The following is a 14,415-nucleotide window of genomic DNA, read 5'->3' on the forward strand; positions in this document are numbered from 1 at the left end:
TGGTTGGCAGAGGTCGCCGGCGTGCCCTTTTTTGCTCCTTAGGGGGACAAAAACACTGGGAGCGGCGCGCGTTGCGGCCGGTGGCGCGGCCCTAAACTCTGCGATAATTGGGCGATATTCCACCCGCCCGCCGCTGTTTCTTCCCGGCTGGCGCGGCTCACCTTATTTTATTGGCATTATGCAAAACACCCTGCTGTTAGTCGACGGTTCCAGTTACCTCTATCGCGCCTTCCATGCGCTGCCCGATCTGCGCAGCCCGGACGGCTATCCCACGGGCGCCATGCATGGCATGGTCAACATGCTGCGCCGCCTGCGCGCCGATTACCCGGCCGCCTACATCGCCTGCGTGTTCGATGCCAAAGGTAAAACTTTCCGCGATGATATGTACCCCGAGTACAAGGCCACGCGCGCCTCGATGCCGGACGACCTGCGGCTGCAGATCGAACCTATCCACGAAGCCGTGCGCGCCATGGGCTGGCCGATTTTGATGGTCGACGGCGTGGAGGCCGATGACGTGATCGGCACCCTGGCCGTGCAGGCGGCCGCCGCCGGCATGAACGTGGTGGTGTCGACGGGCGACAAGGACCTGGCGCAGCTGGTCAACAGCCAGGTGACCCTGATCAATACCATGAGCAATGAAAAGCTCGACGAAGCGGCCGTGCTGGTCAAATTCGGCGTGCCGCCGAACCGCATCATCGATTATCTGTCGCTGATCGGCGATACGGTCGACAACGTGCCGGGCGTATCGAAATGCGGCCCGAAGACGGCCGTCAAATGGCTGACCTTGTACGACAGCCTGGAAGGCGTGATGGAAAACGCGGCCAAGGTGGGTGGCGCCGTGGGGGAAAACCTGCGCACGGCCCTGCCATGGCTGCCGCAGGCGCGCGCCTTGATCACCGTCAAGACCGATTGCGATCTGTCCGGCCACATGACGACGATCGCCGACTCGCTGGTGGCGAAACACGAAGACAAGGAAGCGCTGCTGGCCTTCTTCCAGCGCTACGGCTTCAAGGCGCTGCTGCGCGAACTGGGCGCGGCGCCGCCGCCCATGTCGCCCGTCGGCGCACCGCCTGCCGCCGGCGCTTCCGTGGCAAATACCACGGGCGACATGTTCGCCGATGCGGCCCCAGCAGTCGAGGCCGTGTATGAAACCGTGCTGACGGACGAGCAACTCGACAAATGGATCGCCCTGATCGACGCGGCACCCTTGACGGCCGTCGATACGGAAACCACCTCGTTGGAACCGATGACGGCGCAAATGGTCGGCATTTCCCTCTCCGTGGCCGAGCACGCCGCCTGCTACATCCCGCTGGCGCATGACTATGCGGGCGCGCCTGAGCAGTTGACGCGCGACCACGTGCTGGCGAAACTGCGCCCGTGGCTCGAAGATGAAAACAAACCCAAGCTGGGCCAGAACCTGAAGTATGACAGTCATATCTTCGCCAACCATGGCGTGACGCTGCGCGGCATCGCCCACGATACCTTGCTCGAATCGTATGTGTTCGAGTCGCACAAGAAGCACGACATGGACAGCCTGGCCCTGCGCCACCTGAACTATACGACGATCCCGTTCGAGGACGTGTGCGGCAAGGGCGCCAAACAGATCACGTTCAATCAAGTCGAGGTGGAGCAGGCGGCGAAATACGCGGCCGAGGATGCCGACGTGACCTTGCGTTTGCACAATGCCATGTGGGGCAATGTGGCGAACGATGAAAAACTCACGTTTATCTATGAAAAGATCGAAATGCCGACGGCCGTGGTCTTGCAAAAGATCGAGCGCAACGGCGTGCTGATCGACGATGCATTGCTCAACATTCAGTCGGCCGAGCTGGCCGTGAAAATCCTCGAACTGGAAAAGAAGGCGTATGAACTGGCCGAGCAGCCATTCAATCTGGGTTCGCCCAAGCAGATCGGCGAAATTTTCTTTGAAAAATTGAAACTGCCGGTGGTCAAGAAAACCCCGACGGGCGCGCCTTCAACCGATGAAGAGGTGCTGCAAAAGCTGGCCGAGGATTATCCGCTGCCGAAAGTGCTGCTCGAGTACCGTGGCATGGCCAAGCTGAAATCGACGTACACGGACAAATTGCCCAAGATGATCAACGTCACTACGGGCCGCGTGCATACGAACTATGCGCAAGCCGTAGCCGTGACGGGGCGGCTGGCGTCGAACGACCCGAACTTGCAGAATATCCCCATCCGCAGCGCGGAAGGCCGCCGCATCCGCGAAGCGTTCATTGCGCCGCCGGGCAGCCACATCGTTTCGGCCGACTATTCGCAGATCGAATTGCGCATCATGGCGCATATCTCGGGTGATGAAGCCATGCTGCGCGCGTTTGCCGACGGCATCGACATTCACCGCGCCACGGCCGCTGAAATCTTTGGCGTGCCGGCCGCGGAAGTGCAGAGCGAACAGCGCCGCTACGCCAAGGTCATCAACTTCGGTTTAATCTACGGCATGAGCGCCTTCGGCCTGGCCGGCAACCTGGGCGTGGACCGCACGGCCGCGCAAAGCTATATCGACCGTTACTTTGCCCGTTTTTCCGGAGTAAAACAGTACATGGAAGACACGCGCCAGCAAGCGAAGGCGCGCGGCTACGTGGAAACCGTGTTCGGCCGCCGTTTGTGGTTGCCGGAAATCAATTCGCCGAACGGCCCGCGCCGCCAGGGCGCGGAACGGGCGGCGATCAACGCACCGATGCAGGGCACGGCCGCCGACCTGATCAAGCTGGCCATGATCGCCGTGCAAGGCTGGCTGGAAACGGACGGCTTGCAAACGAAGATGATCATGCAGGTGCACGATGAACTGGTGCTGGAAGTGCCGGACGCGGAGCTGGAACTGGTCAAGCGCAAGCTGCCGGAACTGATGGCAGGCGTGGCCGCGCTGAAAGTGCCGTTGACGGCCGAGGTGGGCGTGGGACGCAACTGGGACGAGGCGCATTGATGCTGCGTCGGCTTACGCGGGGCATGCCCCGCCAAGCCGACCTACGTTTAATTCAGCAATGACCGTAAGCCGAACAAATGTTTGACTTGAGCAATGACCGTAGGTCGGCTTAGCGCAGCGTAAGCCGACATTTTCCGATGCACTATATTCAGGAGAAACGCATGAGCAATATGATCACCGATTGTGAAAGTTTGCTGGGCCAGAGCAGCGTGTCCGGGCCGGACGGCCGGCGCGGTTTCCTGAAGGTGGCGCTGGGCGCGGGCTTTGCCGTGGCTGTGCTGCCCGTGGCGGCGCAAAACGTCATCAAGACGGATTCCGCCGGGCTCGTCACGGGCACCATGTCGGTGATGGTCGATGGCCAGGCCGTGCCCGTGTATGCGGCGCAGCCGGAAGGCAAGACGGGTTTGCCCGTGGTATTGGTCATTTCGGAAATCTTTGGCGTGCATGAACATATCGCCGATATGGCGCGCCGTTTCGCCAAGCAGGGCTATCTGGCGCTGGCGCCCGACCTGTTCGTGCGCCAGGGCGACCCCACCAAGGTGGCCAGCATTCCGGAATTGATGAAAGGCATCATCGCCAAGACGCCGGATGCGCAAGTGATGACGGACCTCGATGCGGTTGTTGCGTGGGCGAAGCAGAACGGTGGCGACACGAGCCGCCTGGGCATCACGGGCTTTTGCTGGGGCGGCCGCATCACGTGGCTGTACGCGGCGCACAATCCGGCCGTCAAGGCGGGCGTGGCCTGGTATGGCCGCCTCGTGGGCGAGCCGACTCCCTTGCAGCCGAGCAACCCCATCGATATCGCCGCCACCTTGAACGTGCCCGTGTTGGGCTTGTATGGCGGCAAGGATACGGGCATCCCGCAGGAGTCGATCGGCAAAATGAAAGACGCGCTGGCCAAGGGCGGCAACAAGTCGGAATTCGTCGTGTATCCCGATGCGGGCCACGCCTTCAATGCCGATTACCGCCCCAGCTATGTGGCGGCCGATGCGAAAGACGGTTACGCGCGCTGCCTGTCCTGGTTCAAGAGCCACGGCGTGGCGTAATCTGCAACAGAAAAATACCCTGTCTTCCAGCCGTTGGCGCGAAAGGCGCACCGGGCTGTAAAATGCCCGGAGCGCGCCAATGCAGTACAATTGCATCTTCATCGCGCTACGCTGCCGCCAAACGCGCAAAAAAATTAAATAACAGATAACAACGCATTCATCAGGCCAGACGCCAGCATCGCGGGCGCCAGTGACCCGGCGCCATTTTGAGGTAAGAAAATCATCGATCCCGTCCTTATATCCATTTTGCTCGCGACCACGATCGCGGGCGTCTTCAGCATTACCGCGGCGGCGATCTTTTCGTTTGCATTCCTGTCCAAAGTGGTCGAGCGCATGGTCAGCTTGTCCGTCGGCATCATGTTGTCGACGTCCTTGCTGCACGCCTTGCCCGAAGCGTTCGAGTCGCAGGCGGACCCGCGCAGCCTGTTCGCCACCCTGCTGGCGGGCTTGCTGGCCTTCTTCATGCTGGAAAAATTCGCCATCCTGCGCCATTCGCACCACCACGAAGGCGACGGCCACCACCATGCGCACGGCCACGACAAGCACGAGGCGGGCAAGGCCGGCTGGATGATCCTGGTCGGCGACGGCATGCACAACTTTACGGACGGCATCTTGATCGCCGCCGCCTTCCTGGCCGACCCGAAACTGGGCCTGGTCACGGGCCTGGCCATCATCGCGCATGAAATCCCGCAGGAAATCGGCGACTTCATCGTGCTGCTCAACGCGGGCTTCTCGCGCCTGCGCGCCTACATCTTCAACCTGCTGTGCAGCTTGATGGCGGTGGCCGGCGGCTTGCTCGGCTATTTCACCCTGGACCGCGCCAGCAATCTGATCCCGTACGTGCTCGTGTTCGCCTCGTCCGGCTTCATCTATATCGCCCTGTCCGACCTGATGCCGCAGATGCAGCGCCGCGCCACCTTGCGCGAGACCATCCCGCAAGTGCTGTTGATCGCGCTGGGCGTGTGTATCGTGCTGTTCCTGACGCACAAGCGCCACGGCGGTTGATACGCAGGCTCGCTGGGTGTAGTATTGCCTTTCTGACTAACTTGCACAGAAAGGAGGAAAATATAATGGAAGAAAACTTGTTGCTCGCCTTGTGGCGCGCACGCTCTTTAAGCGCATTTGCCAGCTCTTGCCCACGTTCTATCGCGCTGCGATAACCTGGCCAGAGCAAAGTTACCCTCCTCTACGAGTCCTTTCCTGGTACTCCGTTGTCGTTAGCGCTCCTGTTAACGCGGATGCTTGCATCCCGAACAAAGACAAGAGCCATGACTACCCTGATTTCTACCCAAGCATTACAGCTGGATACCCACGACGGTTTCCTCTTCAACGAACTCGCCTTTACCTTGCGCCAGGGCGACCGCATCGGCCTGATCGGCCACAATGGCTGCGGCAAATCCACCTTGCTGGGCTTGCTTGGCGGCACGCGGGAAGCCACGTCCGGTACCATCCACTATTCTCGTGCCTGCCGCTTGCAGCACGTGGAGCAGCACTTGCCGGCCGAACTTGCCAGCCTGAGCCTGTACGATGCCTTGCTGGCGCCCGTGCAGGAGCAGCCGGAACTGCATTGGCGGGTCGACAGCCTGCTGGCCGAGCTAGGCTTCGCGCCGGAGACGGCGCAAGTGCCCGTGCACTCGCTGTCCGGCGGCCAGCACACGCGGCTGCTGCTGGGGCGTGCCCTGCTGCAGGAACCCAACGTGCTGCTGCTCGACGAACCGAGCAATCACCTGGACTTGCCATCGCTGCTGTGGCTGGAGCAATTTTTGCTGGCCTGGCGCGGTGCCTTCATCCTCGTATCGCACGATCAGCGCCTGCTCGATAACGTGGCCACACGTAGCTGGATCTTGCGCGATAGCCGGCTGTACGATTTCGACTTGCCGTGCGGCCCCGCGCTGGCGGCGCTGGCCGAGGCAGACGAGGCCGCTGCCGCCCGGCATGCGGCGGAACAGAAGGAAATCGACCGCCTGTCCGCCAGCAGCGCTCGCCTGGCCCTGTGGGGCCGCACCTATGACAATGAAGACCTGGCGCGCAAGGCCAAGACCATGCAGCGGCGCATCGACAAATTAAAGGATGCGCAATCGTTCGTCAGCGATGGCGCACCGTGGCGTTTGAGTTTGCGCGGCAAGGCGCTGGCAGCCGACCAGTTGCTGGCGCTCGATGGGCTGCACGTGCGCGCCGTGCCGGCTTCTCCCGTGCTGTTCCACACCGGCCAGCTGTGGCTGAAACCGGGCGACCGGGTCGCCTTGCTGGGTGCCAACGGCAGCGGCAAGTCGTCCTTGCTGCGCCTGTGCTGGCAGGCGATCCAGGCGCAGCAGGAACGTGCGGACTTGCGCTGGCACCACGCGGCCAGCATCGGCTATTACGACCAGTCGCTCAGGCAGCTGGCCGATACGGCCGACCTGTCCGACGCCCTGTACCCGTTTGCCGTGCAGAATGAGGCGGCGCGCAGCCAGGTGGCGCGCAAGCAGGCCTTGATTTCAGCCGGTTTCCCGTATGCGCGCCATGGCCAGACGGTCGCGACCCTGAGCGGCGGCGAGCGGGCGCGGCTGCTGTTCCTGGGCTTGTCGCTGGCCAGCTACCACTTGCTGCTGCTCGATGAACCCAGCAACCACCTGGACATGCAGGGCAAGGCGGAACTGGGACAAGCGCTGCGCGGCTTTGAAGGCGGCTGTTTATTGGTGTCGCACGACCGCGACCTGATCGAGACGGCGTGCAACCGCTTCTGGGTCGTGGCCGATGGCCGGCTGGAAGAGTGGCTTGACGCGGCCAGCGCGTATGCACGGCTGAGCGTGGAAGACGGGCAAGCGTTGAGGCCGGCGCCGCGCGTGGAGAATACGGCTCCTGTCCCGACGGACATCGACGTACAGCTGGAGCGCTTGTGCGAACTGGAGCGATTGCTGGCGGAAGACCTGGCGAGAAAACCGCGACACCAGAAGCCGGCCAGCCAGCAGGCATGGCTGGCGGAGCTGGGACGCCTGAATCTGGCGCTGGGGATAACATCGTAGTTATCCACCTGGCATGAAAAAAGCGGACCGAGGTCCGCTTTTTTTTAGTTGCCCGTCGCCACCGGCCGCGCCGGATCGGCGCACCATTCGCTCCACGAACCCGGATACAGGGCGGCGCCAGGCAAACCGGCCACTTCCAGGGCCAGCAGGTTGTGGCACGCCGTCACGCCGGAGCCGCATTGCAGGATAGTAGATTCAGCCGTGCTGATTAGGCCCGCGAATTCCTGCTCCAGTTCTTTAGCGGATTTGAAGCGGCCGTCCGCCTGCAGGTTATCCTTGAAGAAACGGTTCTTTGCGCCGGGGATATGGCCGCCCACGGGGTCGATGGTTTCGTTTTCGCCGCGATAACGGTCGGGCGCGCGTGCGTCGATGACGGTCAACGCCTGCGTTTCCAGGTTGGCGATGACATCCTGCACGCTGACAGTGCGCACCAGGCTGGTTTTTTCCGTCAGCTTGCCGACAGGGCGTGGCGCCACGGGCGTGACCAGCGGCAAGCCTTGCGCTTGCCAGGCGGCCAGGCCGCCGTCGAGCACGGCTACCGTCGGATGGCCGACCCAGCGCAGCAGCCACCACAAACGGGCGGCGAACATGCCGCCCTGGCCATCGTACGCGACCACTTGCGTGTCGTCGTCGATGCCCCAGCCGCGCAGGGCGGCCAGCAGGGCGTTGCGGTCTGGCAAGGGGTGTCGTCCCGTAAAGTCCTCGCCGCGCGCCGTCTTCGGGCCGGATAGGGCCGTGTCGATGTCGGCAAACTGCGCGTTCTGGATGTGACCGGCGGCAAACGCGTCGCTGCCGGCAGTGGGGTTGAGCAAGTCGTGGCGGCAATCGAGGATCACCCAGCTGCTGTCCTGCAGGTGGCTGGCCAGTTCGCTGGCCTGGATCAAGGTGGTGTACATCAGGAACGCTCCTTTACACTTCGCTGGCGATGGGATCCGTGCGCGCGATGGCGGCGCCACGGGCCGTGTTGCGGGTATTGTAATAGGTTGCCGCAATGCCCGAGGCGAGAATGATGGCGATACCGGTCCAGCCGTGCCAGTCGAACAGGTCGCCAAAGATCACCACGCCCCAGAAGCTGGAAAAGACGATGCCCGTGTATTGCAGATTGGCCACCACGAGGGTCTTGCCCAGGCGATAGGCGCGCGTCATGGCCATCTGCGCCATCGTGGCGCACAGGCCTATGGCGGCCAGCAAGCCGATGCCGTAGGCGCTCGTGTGCGCATGCCAGACGACGGGGCCGCCGCCGGCGCTGGCCACGTGGCCGATCACGCCAGCGAGGAAATTGACGACCGAGAAATAGAAGACGACCCGGTATTCGGGCTCGCCCAGCAAGCCCAGCTTGCGCACCTGCAGGTAGGCGAGGGCGGATAGCATGCCGGAAATCAAGGCCGTGATGGCGCCGGCCAGCTGATCCGTCTCGAACACGGGTTGCAGCAGCAGGGTCACGCCGACAAAGCTCATGGCAATCGCGGCCACCAGCGGCCACTCGACCTGTTTCATGCCTTTCCAGAAGCCGCCGGCCAGCAGGATCACGGCGATCCAGATGGGCGCCATGTAATTGAGGGTCATGGCCGTGGCCAGCGGCAGGATGGCGATCGCATAAAACCACAGCCACAGGGCGATCACGCCCACCACGCCGCGCCACAGATGCTGGCCCGGCATCGTGGTTTTAAAACTGCCGCCCTGGTACAGAATCGTGCAGCTCATGACGATCATGCCGACGATGCCGCGGTACATGACGATTTCGGACGTCGAATACAGATCCGACGCCAGTTTCACGCACACGCCCATGATGGCGAACATAAAGCTGGCAAACAGCATCCATAAAGATTGCATTTTGGCCTTTCACCTGACCAAACCTACTGCGCGTCGCGGGGCGCGGCCTGCGATGCTCGCTGTACTACAGTACAGCTGCGCTTCCTAGCCACGCCGTGCTGCCGCTCGCTACGGTTTTGTCAGGTGTTGTAAGTGTAGAGTTAAACGAATGAGGGGCCGCGTTATGCGGCCCCTCTACTAATATTACAGTTCGATATTGTTGCGGTACCACTCGTGGAAATGCTGCATGCCGTCTTCCATGGGCGATTGGTAAGGGCCCACTTCGTTCACGCCGCGCGCAATCAGGACCTTGCGGCCCGCATCCATGCGCTGGGCGATTTCATCGTCCTCGACGCAGGTTTCCATGTAGGCAGCCCGTTCCGCTTCGACGAAGTCGCGCTCGAACAGCACGATTTCTTCCGGGTAATAGAACTCTACCACGTTGCGCGTTTTTTGCGGGCCATCGGGCCACAGGGTCGAGACGACCAGTACGTGCGGATACCATTCGACCATGATGTTCGGATACAGGGTCAGCCAGATGGCGCCATATGGCGGCGCTTCGCCGCCGCGGAATTGCAGCACCTGCTCCTGCCATTTCTTGTAGGCAGGCGAACCGGCCTGCTGCAGGCCGCGGTGCACGCCCACCGTCTGCACGCTGTAATCCTTGCCGAATTCCCAGCGCAGGTCGTCGCAGCTGACGAAGCTGCCCAGGCCCGGATGGAACGGCTCGACGTGATAGTCTTCCAGATAGACTTCGATGAAGGTCTTCCAGTTGTAGTCGCACTCGTGGATTTCCACGTGGTCGAACATGTAGCCGGAAAAATCGAGGTCTTTCGAGACGGATAAATCTTTCAATTTTTCCATCACGTTGTAGCCATTTTGCTCGAACAGCAAGCCATTCCAGCTTTGCAGCGGCGTTTTCGACAGGTTCAGGCACGGCGTCTCGGGGAAATGCGGCGCGCCGATCAATTCACCCTTGAGGTCGTAGGTCCAGCGGTGCAGCGGGCACACGATATTATTCGTATTGCCGCGGCCATTGAACATCAGCGCCTGCCGGTGGCGGCACACGTTGGACAGCACTTCGATGCCATTGGCGTTGCGCACGAGCATGCGCCCTTCGTTCTCAGACGCCAGGGTCGCAAAATCGCCGGTTTCCGGCACCATCAGCGCATGCCCGACATAGCGCGGGCCGGCTTGGAACAATTGCTGCATTTCACGCTGCAACAGCGTTTCGTCAAAATAGACGTGGACCGGAAGTTGCGCGTTTGAGCGCGCCAGCTTGGCGTGAGTAGCCAGATCGGACATCCCAACCCCCCATAAATGTACAACGGTCAGCAGTGCCCCAGGCCATTCCTTGGCAGCCGCTACAGAGAGAAAGAATCCGCAAAGACCTGAATTCAAATTTGTTGAAACGGTATTTCGGACAGAACCGGCGATTATAGCGCGGATCGGCCTCGGCATTATCAAACCTGCCCGGTAAATGCGCTATTAATGAGAAACATTGTCATTTGGCGCGCAATTTCCGGTAGAACGGGGCGATTCGGCTAAAATCCACTGACAAGCTGGCAACGCTATTGACTTTGAGCGCGCCGATTGCGCTTTAGTTTTCACTTAATAGTGTGGTTTGTTCTAAAATAACGCTTCTATGCTGGCCGGGAGTCCCCGGCGTCTCCCACCAAGCCCCTCGTGCCACGAAGAGATCTGAGTCTATGTCGAAGAAATTAACTGCCGCTGCCGCAGCGCCGGCCTCGTTTGAAGAGGCGATGGCGGAACTGGCGCAGCTGGTAACGCAAATGGAAGCGGGCCAGTTGCCGCTGGAAGCATCGGTCGCGGCGTACCAGCGCGGCTCGGAACTGGTCAAGTATTGCGCTACCCAGCTCGACAGTGTCGAAGCGCAGGTAAAAGTATTGGAAGGCGATATGTTGAAACCGTTCGTGGATGCCGGCGAGGCCGCCCAATGATGGCCAGTATGCAAGACAGCGTGACCTTCGGCGACTGGATGCAAAGCACCCAGTCTGGCGTGGAAAGCCGGCTCGACCAATTTTTGCCTGCGGCGGACGCGGTGCCGCACAAGCTGCACGCTGCGATGCGCTATGCGCTGCTGGGCGGCGGCAAGCGCGTGCGCCCGCTGCTGGTGATGGCGGCCGGTGAATTGTTTGATGCCGATCAGGACACCCTCGCGCGCGCAGCTTGCGCGCTGGAAATGATTCACGTGTATTCGCTCGCGCATGACGACATGCCGTGCATGGATGACGATGCCTTGCGTCGCGGCAAGCCCACCGTGCACATCGCCTACGATGAAGCGACGGCCCTGCTGGTGGGCGACGCGCTGCAATCGCAGGCCTTCATGCTGCTGGCCGACGGCGCGGCGATTCCGCCGGCGCGGCAAATGGCCATGGTCAGGCTGCTGGCGCACGCGTCCGGTTCCGCAGGCATGTGCGGCGGCCAGGCGATCGACCTCGACAGCGTCGGCCTGGCCTTGACCTTGCCGCAGCTCGAGCAGATGCATCAACTGAAAACGGGCGCCTTGCTGCGTGCGGCCGTGATCCTCGGCGCGCTGGCGGGCAAGGACCTGGCGGCGGACGAGATGACGGCGCTGAACGCGTATGCGCGCGCCGTCGGGCTGGCGTTCCAGGTGGTCGACGACGTGCTCGACGCGACGGCCGATTCGGCCACCCTGGGCAAGACGGCGGGCAAGGATGCGGCCGCCAACAAGCCCACTTACGTATCGATACTGGGGCTGGAACCATCACGAGCCCTCGCAGAACAATTGCGGTGCGACGCCCATGCGGCGCTGGCGCCATTCGGGGACAAGGCACGCCGCCTGCGCGAGCTGGCGGACCTGGTCGTGCAGCGGAAGGCATAAATGAAACTGTTAGAAACCATCAATGAACCAGCGCAAGTGCGCAAGCTGGCCCGCTCGCAACTGGTGCCGCTGGCCCAGGAATTGCGCAGCTTTCTGCTCGATTCCGTTTCCAAGACGGGCGGCCACCTGTCGTCCAACCTGGGCACGGTCGAGCTGACCGTCGCGCTGCATTACGTGTTCAACACGCCGCACGACCGCATCGTCTGGGACGTGGGCCACCAGACGTATTCGCACAAGATTCTCACAGGCCGGCGCGAGCGCATGCATACCTTGCGCCAGAAGGACGGCATTTCCGGCTTCCCGAAGCGCGACGAAAGCGAATACGACACGTTTGGCACGGCGCACTCGTCGACGTCCATTTCCGCCGCGCTGGGCATGGCGCAGGCCGCCAAGATCAAGGGCGATCCGCTGCACGCGATCGCCGTGATCGGCGACGGCTCGATGACGGCCGGCATGGCGTTCGAGGCGATGAACAATGCGGGCGTGCAGGAAGACGTCAATCTGCTGGTTATCTTGAATGACAACGACATGTCGATCTCGCCGCCTGTGGGCGCGCTGAACCGCCACCTGGCGCGGCTGATGTCGGGCCAGTTCTATGCGGCGGCGAAAAATGTCGGCAAGTCCGTCTTGCCCGGCCCCGTGCTGGAATTGGCGAAGCGCTTTGAGGAGCACGCCAAGGGCATGGTCGTGCCGGCTACCATGTTCGAGGAATTCGGTTTCAATTACATCGGCCCCATCGACGGCCACGACCTCGATTCGCTGATCCCGACCTTGCAAAACATCAAGCAATTGAAGGGTCCGCAATTCCTGCACGTGGTGACCAAGAAGGGGCAGGGCTACAAGCTGGCCGAGGCGGAGCCGATCTTGTACCACGGCACGGGCAAGTTCAATCCGCTTGAGGGCATCAAGCCGGCCACGGCGCCGGCCAAGATGACGTACACGGAAGTGTTCGGCAACTGGCTGTGCGACATGGCCGCCCACGACAAGCGCCTGGTGGGCATCACGCCGGCCATGCGCGAAGGCTCCGGCATGGTCAAGTTCGAACAGCAATTCCCGAACCGTTACTTTGACGTCGGCATTGCCGAGCAGCATTCCGTGACCTTTGGCGCGGGCCTGGCCTGCGAAGGCTTGAAGCCCGTCGTGGCCATTTACTCGACCTTTTTGCAGCGCGCCTACGACCAGCTGATCCACGACGTGGCCTTGCAAAACCTGGACGTGACGTTCGCGCTGGACCGCGCCGGCCTGGTGGGCGCCGACGGCGCCACGCACGCGGGCAATTACGACATGGCGTTTTTGCGCTGCATTCCGAACATGGTCATCATGGCCGCGTCGGACGAAAACGAATGCCGCCAGATGCTGACGACGGGTTACCACTACCCGGGCCCGGCCGCCATCCGCTATCCGCGCGGCGCCGGTGCCGGTGTCGCCATCGTGCCGGAACTGACCAGCATCGAGATCGGCAAGGGCGAGCTCAAGCGCCAGGGCAAGCGCATCGCCATCCTGGCCTTCGGCTCGATGGTGGCCCCGAGCGTGGCGGCCGGCGACAAGCTCGACGCGACGGTGGCCAACATGCGTTTCGTCAAGCCGCTCGACGTGGCGCTGGTGAAGCAACTGGCGGCCGAACACGATTACCTGGTGACGGTGGAAGAGGGCTGCATCATGGGCGGCGCCGGTTCGGCGGTGGCCGAAGCGCTGGCGGCCGAGGGCATCGTCAAGCCTATCCTGATGCTGGGTTTGCCCGACACCTTTATCGATCACGGCGACCCCGTGCAATTGCTGAAAAGCGTGGGTCTCGATGCCGCCGGCATCGCCGCCTCGATCGAGCAGCGTTTTGGCGGCTCCCAGCCGCGCCTGGCTGCCGTCAGCTAAGTTTTTCTGCTTCAAAAAGCGGCACTGCGGTGCCGTTTTTTTTTGCCCGCAGGGATTTTACGCTGCACTGCAACATTTTTCGTCCGGGAATGCTACGATGACGCTTTGATACCTTCTTAAAGTTCAACTTGCATTTCAGGAAACTTCACCGCCGTTCGCGCATGCTGGCAAGCCGCTGGTTGACGGGCATGCACGCCTATACCGATACCTTGGCGCAGCGCCGTCCCCTGTGGATGGTCAGCCTGGCCATCGACGAAACGAATCTGTCCGAAGGCCTGCGCGCCGCCTGCGCCTCGAGCGCCATGCTGCTGCTGGGCTTGCTGTTCGACCACCCCGATTTTTCCTGGGCCGCCATCGGCGCCTTCTGGACCTGCCTGGCCGACGCGGCCGGCACGCGGCGCATGCGTTTCGTCTCGATGCTGGGTTTCGGCCTGCTGTCGACGGTGGCCGGCGGCCTGACGGCGCTGGCGGCCGGGCATGGCATGGCGACGGCGGCCCTCGCCGTGCTGCTGTTTTCCTGGGCCGGCGCGCTGGCGCGCATCTGGGGCGCGGCCACGGCGCAAGTGGCCATCCTGGCGGCCACGGCCTGCGTGGTGATGGTCACGCATCCGCTGGCATCGATGACGCAAAGCGCGCCTTTCCTGGGTCTGTACATGTTCGGCTGCCTGTTTGCCACCGTGCTCAGCTTTACGGTGTGGCGCATCCACCCGTTCAGCCCCGCCCGGCGCGCCATCCGCGCCGCGTATTCGCGCCTGGCCGGCATCGCGCGCGACAATGCGCGCTTCCTGGAACAGGGCCCGGCATTGCCGGACGCGGCCGCGCATGGCGCCAGCTACCGTTCGCAGGCGCGCGCCGCGCTGGAAGCGGCGCGGGTGG

The 14,415-nt window shown here is 62.4% G+C and carries 11 protein-coding genes and 1 pseudogene; 8 read left to right on the forward strand and 4 right to left on the reverse strand.

The genetic code is table 11. The features are described from left to right. Positions 1 to 178 precede the first annotated feature (178 nt). Both polA and CBW66_RS24625 read left to right on the forward strand, forming a co-directional pair. Complete coding sequence (gene polA / locus CBW66_RS24620) at positions 179 to 2,941, forward strand: DNA polymerase I (RefSeq protein WP_086139804.1); 2,763 nt, start codon at positions 179 to 181, stop codon at positions 2,939 to 2,941. 161 nt (positions 2,942 to 3,102) lie between these two features. Further along, the gene (locus CBW66_RS24625; RefSeq protein WP_086139805.1) at positions 3,103 to 3,987 is read left to right on the forward strand and encodes a dienelactone hydrolase family protein; all 885 of its coding nucleotides are present in this window, start codon (positions 3,103 to 3,105) and stop codon (positions 3,985 to 3,987) included. Positions 3,988 to 4,121: 134 nt separating this feature from the next. Here CBW66_RS24625 and CBW66_RS29540 read toward each other — a convergent pair whose 3' ends face one another. Next, on the reverse strand, positions 4,122 to 4,346 hold the full coding sequence (locus tag CBW66_RS29540; protein WP_230492248.1) for a hypothetical protein: 225 nt from the start codon (positions 4,344 to 4,346) through the stop codon (positions 4,122 to 4,124). On the opposite strand from CBW66_RS29540, the gene CBW66_RS24630 reads away from it, so the two are divergent. After that, positions 4,249 to 4,992 (forward strand): ZIP family metal transporter, encoded by a 744-nt coding sequence (locus CBW66_RS24630; protein WP_301178781.1) that lies wholly within the window; start codon positions 4,249 to 4,251, stop codon positions 4,990 to 4,992. The genes CBW66_RS29540 and CBW66_RS24630 overlap by 98 nt on opposite strands. 263 nt (positions 4,993 to 5,255) lie before the next feature. After that, positions 5,256 to 6,992, forward strand: a complete 1,737-nt coding sequence (locus tag CBW66_RS24635; protein ID WP_086139806.1) for an ABC-F family ATP-binding cassette domain-containing protein — start codon at positions 5,256 to 5,258, stop codon at positions 6,990 to 6,992. 44 nt (positions 6,993 to 7,036) lie between these two features. Here CBW66_RS24635 and CBW66_RS24640 read toward each other — a convergent pair whose 3' ends face one another. The 3 genes from CBW66_RS24640 to CBW66_RS24650 form a co-directional block, all read right to left on the reverse strand. Beyond that, a complete protein-coding gene (locus tag CBW66_RS24640) occupies positions 7,037 to 7,888 on the reverse strand; it encodes a sulfurtransferase (protein ID WP_086139807.1) in 852 nt (283 codons plus the stop codon). Between the two features lie 13 nt (positions 7,889 to 7,901). Next, on the reverse strand, positions 7,902 to 8,825 hold the full coding sequence (locus CBW66_RS24645; protein WP_086139808.1) for a DMT family transporter: 924 nt from the start codon (positions 8,823 to 8,825) through the stop codon (positions 7,902 to 7,904). A gap of 183 nt (positions 8,826 to 9,008) precedes the next feature. Next, positions 9,009 to 10,109 carry an aromatic ring-hydroxylating dioxygenase subunit alpha gene (locus CBW66_RS24650; protein ID WP_086139809.1) on the reverse strand — a complete coding sequence of 367 codons (1,101 nt, stop codon included), beginning with the start codon at positions 10,107 to 10,109 and terminating at the stop codon, positions 9,009 to 9,011. 404 nt (positions 10,110 to 10,513) lie between these two features. Here CBW66_RS24650 and CBW66_RS24655 point away from each other — a divergent pair, with 404 nt between their 5' ends. The 4 genes and pseudogenes from CBW66_RS24655 to CBW66_RS29115 all read left to right on the forward strand — a co-directional run. Further along, positions 10,514 to 10,765 (forward strand): exodeoxyribonuclease VII small subunit, encoded by a 252-nt coding sequence (locus CBW66_RS24655; protein WP_046683420.1) that lies wholly within the window; start codon positions 10,514 to 10,516, stop codon positions 10,763 to 10,765. Further along, on the forward strand, positions 10,762 to 11,670 hold the full coding sequence (locus tag CBW66_RS24660) for a polyprenyl synthetase family protein (RefSeq protein WP_086139810.1): 909 nt from the start codon (positions 10,762 to 10,764) through the stop codon (positions 11,668 to 11,670). Before CBW66_RS24655 ends, CBW66_RS24660 begins: the two co-directional genes overlap by 4 nt. After that, positions 11,671 to 13,539, forward strand: coding sequence for a 1-deoxy-D-xylulose-5-phosphate synthase (gene dxs, locus CBW66_RS24665; protein WP_086139811.1), 1,869 nt, complete (start codon positions 11,671 to 11,673; stop codon positions 13,537 to 13,539). A gap of 188 nt (positions 13,540 to 13,727) precedes the next feature. Next, positions 13,728 to 14,415, forward strand: a pseudogene (locus CBW66_RS29115) (FUSC family protein); the annotation flags it as partial.

It is taken from the genome of Janthinobacterium sp. GW456P (assembly GCF_002127655.1).
Taxonomy (GTDB): domain Bacteria; phylum Pseudomonadota; class Gammaproteobacteria; order Burkholderiales; family Burkholderiaceae_D; genus Janthinobacterium.

What these genes read in the sequence shown, in the direction of transcription:
- dxs (WP_086139811.1), top strand. Translation starts at nt 11,671, where the DNA reads ATGAAACTGTTAGAAACCATCAATGAACCAGCGCAAGTGCGCAAGCTG.
- CBW66_RS24625 (WP_086139805.1), top strand. Translation starts at nt 3,103, where the DNA reads ATGAGCAATATGATCACCGATTGTGAAAGTTTGCTGGGCCAGAGCAGC.
- CBW66_RS24645 (WP_086139808.1), bottom strand. Translation starts at nt 8,825, where the DNA reads ATGCAATCTTTATGGATGCTGTTTGCCAGCTTTATGTTCGCCATCATG.
- CBW66_RS29540 (WP_230492248.1), bottom strand. Translation starts at nt 4,346, where the DNA reads ATGATGCCGACGGACAAGCTGACCATGCGCTCGACCACTTTGGACAGG.
- CBW66_RS24640 (WP_086139807.1), bottom strand. Translation starts at nt 7,888, where the DNA reads ATGTACACCACCTTGATCCAGGCCAGCGAACTGGCCAGCCACCTGCAG.
- CBW66_RS24650 (WP_086139809.1), bottom strand. Translation starts at nt 10,109, where the DNA reads ATGTCCGATCTGGCTACTCACGCCAAGCTGGCGCGCTCAAACGCGCAA.
- CBW66_RS24635 (WP_086139806.1), top strand. Translation starts at nt 5,256, where the DNA reads ATGACTACCCTGATTTCTACCCAAGCATTACAGCTGGATACCCACGAC.
- CBW66_RS24660 (WP_086139810.1), top strand. Translation starts at nt 10,762, where the DNA reads ATGATGGCCAGTATGCAAGACAGCGTGACCTTCGGCGACTGGATGCAA.
- polA (WP_086139804.1), top strand. Translation starts at nt 179, where the DNA reads ATGCAAAACACCCTGCTGTTAGTCGACGGTTCCAGTTACCTCTATCGC.
- CBW66_RS24655 (WP_046683420.1), top strand. Translation starts at nt 10,514, where the DNA reads ATGTCGAAGAAATTAACTGCCGCTGCCGCAGCGCCGGCCTCGTTTGAA.